Raw genomic sequence first — 4010 nt, forward strand, 5'->3', positions numbered from 1 at the left:
GGTCGCCGACCGCACCCTCGTCTGCGGCACGGTGGGCCTCGGCTACGTGGGGCTGCCGCTGGCCGTGGAGAAGGCCAAGGCCGGCTTCAAGACGATCGGCTTCGACGTGCAGGCCGACAAGGTGGGCATGGTGAACCGCGGGGAGAACTACATCGGCGACGTCGTGCAGGAGGATCTCGCGGCCCTCGTCGGGGCCGGCAGGCTCGAGGCCACGGGCGACTTCTCGCGCATAGCCGAGTGCGGCTTCGTCGCCATCTGCGTGCCCACCCCGCTCGACGCCCACCAGATGCCCGACACCTCCTACATGGAGGCGTCCGCCCGCGAGATAGCGCCCTACCTCAAAGAAGGCGCCATGGTGGTGCTCGAGTCCACCACCTACCCCGGAACCACCGAGGAGCTGATACTGCCCATCCTGGAGGAGGGCTCGGGCCTGAAGTGCGGCGAGGGCTTCTACCTCGGGTTCTCGCCCGAGCGCGTTGACCCCGGCAACCTCCTCTACAAGACGAAGAACACGCCCAAGGTCGTGGGCGCCGTCGGCGAGGAGGCGCTCGAATGCATCGCGGCGGTCTACGAGGCCGTGCTCGAGGGAGGCGTCACGCGCGTGTCGAGCCCGGCGGTCGCCGAGATGGAGAAGATCCTCGAGAACACCTACCGAAACGTCAACATCGGCCTGGTGAACGAGCTCGCGATGCTCTGCGACCGCATGGGCATCGACGTGTGGGAGGTCGTCGACGCGGCCAAGACCAAGCCCTACGGCTTCACCGCGTTCTACCCCGGCCCCGGGCTCGGCGGCCACTGCATCCCGCTCGACCCCTACTACCTGTCGTGGAAGGCGCGCGAGTACGGCTTCCACACCTCCATGATCGAGGCGTCGATGACCGTGAACGACGGGATGCCGGAGTGGGTGGCCTCGCGCGCCGCGCGCATCCTCAACCGCGCCGGCAAGGCGACGATGGGCTCGAGGGTGCTCGTGCTGGGCGTGGCGTACAAGCAGGACATCGACGACTACCGCGAATCTCCCGCCCTGCGCGTGATCGAGCGCCTGGAGGAGCGGGGCGCGGAGGTGTCCTACTACGACCCCTGGGTGCCGAGCTGCCGGCACAAGGGCGTCGAGCGAGAATCCATCCCGGACCTGTCGGCCGAGGCTATCGCCTCGGCCGACCTGGTTCTGGTGACGTGCGCGCACACCAACGTCGACTACGGATTCGTGCAGAGGCACGCGAAGGCCGTCCTCGACACGAAGAACGCCATGAAGGGCGTGTCCCCCAGAGAGAACCTCGAGGTGCTGTAGGATGAAGTACGCACTTATCGGCTGCGGCCGCATCGCAGCGAACCATGTGAAGGCCGCCCTGAACAACGACATGGAGTTCGTGGCGGCCTGCGATATCGATCTCGGCAAGATCGACGCGCTCTTCCGCAAATCGGATTACGACGGCGGGGCTACAAAGCGCTACGCCGACTACCTGCAGATGATCGAGGAGAATCCCGACATCGAGCTGGCGAGCATAGCCACCGAGAGCGGCGAGCACGCCCGCATCGCGCTCGACTGCATCGAGGCGGGCATCAACGTCGTGATCGAGAAGCCCATCGCGATGTCGATCGAGGACGCCGACGAGATCGTCCGGCGCGCGGAGGAGAAGGGCGTCGTCGCGTCCGCCTGCCATCAGAACCGGTTCAACGTCGCCGTCCGGCACGCCCGCGACGCCGTGGAGGGGGGCCGCTTCGGACGCATGTCCCACGGCTCCGTCCACGTGCGCTGGAACCGCAACCGCGGCTACTACGACCAGGCGCCGTGGCGCGGCACCTGGGCCCAGGACGGCGGCTGCCTCATGAACCAGTGCATCCACGGCATCGACCTGCTCCGCTGGCTCATGGGCGGGGATATCGTGTCCGTGTACGCGCAGACCCGGCAGCGGTTCCACGATTACCTGGAGGCTGAGGACGTGGGCGTCGCCGTCTTGACGTTCTCCGACGGGTCGATGGCCACCATCGAGGGAACGGTGAACGTGCACCCGAAGAACCTCGAGGAGACGCTGTACCTGTTCGGCGAGTCCGGCACCGTCAAGATCGGGGGCACCTCCACCAACACGATCGACGTTTGGGATTTCGCCGACGAGACGGAGTCGGACCGGGCGATCAAAGGCTTGGAGGAGCAGACCTCCAACGTGTACGGCAACGGCCATACCGCCTTGTTCGCCGACGTGGCCGAGGCGATCGAGCAGCATCGCGCTCCCCGCGTGGACGCGAAAGCGGGGCGCGACGCGCTCGAGGTCGTGCTCGCCATGTACAAGAGCCAGAAGACGGGCCTGCCCGTGAAGCTGCCGCTCCAGGATTTCGCGAGCACCGACATGGAAGGCGCCTTCTGATGCCCGGCTACTTCGTGCACGAAAGCGCGTTTGTCGACGAAGGGGCGTCGGTTGGTGCGGGCACGAGGATATGGCATTTCAGCCATGTGCAGTCGGGTGCATCGATCGGTCGCGATTGCAGCTTGGGTCAGAACGTGAACGTCGCGGCAAACGCGCGCATCGGCGACGGATGCAGGATACAGAACAACGTCGCGGTTTACGAAGGGGTCGAACTGGAGGACTACGTCTTCTGCGGCCCGTCGTGCGTGTTCACCAACGACCTCACGCCGAGGGCGAAATACCCCAAAGGCCCCGCCGCGTTCAAGAGGACGGTCGTTCGCGAAGGAGCGTCGATCGGGGCGAACGCGACGATCGTCTGCGGAAACGAAATAGGCGCATGGGCGATGATCGGCTCGGGCGCCGTGGTCACGTCAAACGTCCGGCCGCATGCGCTCATGCTGGGAGTGCCGGCGCGGCAGCATGGATGGGCATGCGAATGCGGAGCCGTCCTTTCCGAAGATTTGGCATGCGAGGTTTGCGGGAGGACGTACGTGCAAGGCAATGAGGGACTGAATGAGGTGCAGCGTGGAATTTCGTGATCTGAAAGCCCAGTACCGGGCGCTCGAGCCCGAGATCGTCGAGGCTTCGCTCGGCGTTCTTGGGTCGGGCTGTTTCATCGGCGGCCCGAAGGTTGCGGAGCTTGAAACCCGGCTCGCCGAGTACGTCGGCGCCAGGCACTGCATAACCTGCGCCAACGGCACCGACGCGCTGCAGCTCGCGCTCATGGCGTGGGGCGTCGGACCGGGCGACGCGGTGTTCGTGCCCGACTTCACGTTCTTCGCGAGCGGGGAGGCGCCGGCGCTGCTCGGCGCGACGCCCGTGTTCGTGGACGTCGACGAGCGGACCTTCAACCTCGATCCCGTCAAGCTGGAAGAGGCCGTACGGTTCGTGGAGAACGAGACCGACCTCCTCCCCAGGGCCGTCGTGGCGGTCGACCTCTTCGGGCTGCCGGCGGATTACCCGGCGATCCGCGAGGTCTGCGGGCGCCACGGCATGCTGCTGTTGGAGGACGGCGCGCAGGGCTTCGGCGGCTCCATCGACGGGAAGATGGCGTGCTCGTTCGGCGACGTCTCCACCACGAGCTTCTTCCCCGCCAAGCCGCTCGGCTGCTATGGCGACGGCGGCGCGGTGTTCACCGACTCCGACGAGTGGGCGGAGCTGATCCGCAGTTTCGCCGTGCATGGCAAGGGGTCGATGAAGTACGACAACGTGCGCGTCGGCATCAACAGCCGACTTGATTCGATCCAGGCCGCGATCCTGCTCGTGAAGCTCGAAGCGTTCGAGCGATACGAGCTCGACGCCGTGAACGAGGCCGCGGCGCCCTACGACGAGGCCCTCGCCGGAAGCGGCCTCGCGCTTCCGACGGTGCCCGAGGGCTGCCGCAGCTCGTGGGCGCAGTACACCGTGCAGCTGCCGCAGGGCTTCGACCGGGACGCCCTCCAGGCCTCGCTCAAGGAGCGGGGCGTCCCCACCATGGTTTACTATCCCAAGCCCATGCACGAGCAGAGGGCGTTCGAGGGCGCGCATCTGTGCCCCGGCGGATGCCCCGTGGCGAAGCGGTTGTGCGAGACGGTTCTGAGCCTGCCGATGGGGCCGTATTTGGAT

4 protein-coding genes are annotated in these 4010 nt (G+C 66.6%); all 4 read left to right on the plus strand.

The annotated features are described in order from the left end of the window. The coding region (locus H8S61_RS17170) for a nucleotide sugar dehydrogenase (protein WP_186939844.1) at positions 1 to 1291 on the plus strand (1291 nt) is incomplete at its 5' end. Between the two features lies 1 nt (position 1292). Further along, positions 1293 to 2366 carry a Gfo/Idh/MocA family protein gene (locus H8S61_RS17175; protein ID WP_186939845.1) on the plus strand — a complete coding sequence of 358 codons (1074 nt, stop codon included), beginning with the start codon at positions 1293 to 1295 and terminating at the stop codon, positions 2364 to 2366. Next, a complete protein-coding gene (locus H8S61_RS17180; RefSeq protein ID WP_035586366.1) occupies positions 2366 to 2944 on the plus strand; it encodes an N-acetyltransferase in 579 nt (192 codons plus the stop codon). The genes H8S61_RS17175 and H8S61_RS17180 overlap by 1 nt, the downstream gene beginning before the upstream one ends. After that, positions 2931 to 4010: DegT/DnrJ/EryC1/StrS family aminotransferase (locus H8S61_RS17185; protein WP_186939846.1), on the plus strand; the 1080-nt coding region annotated here is incomplete at its 3' end. The genes H8S61_RS17180 and H8S61_RS17185, both read left to right, overlap by 14 nt.

Source organism: Eggerthella hominis, assembly GCF_014287365.1.
GTDB lineage: Bacteria > Actinomycetota > Coriobacteriia > Coriobacteriales > Eggerthellaceae > Eggerthella > Eggerthella guodeyinii.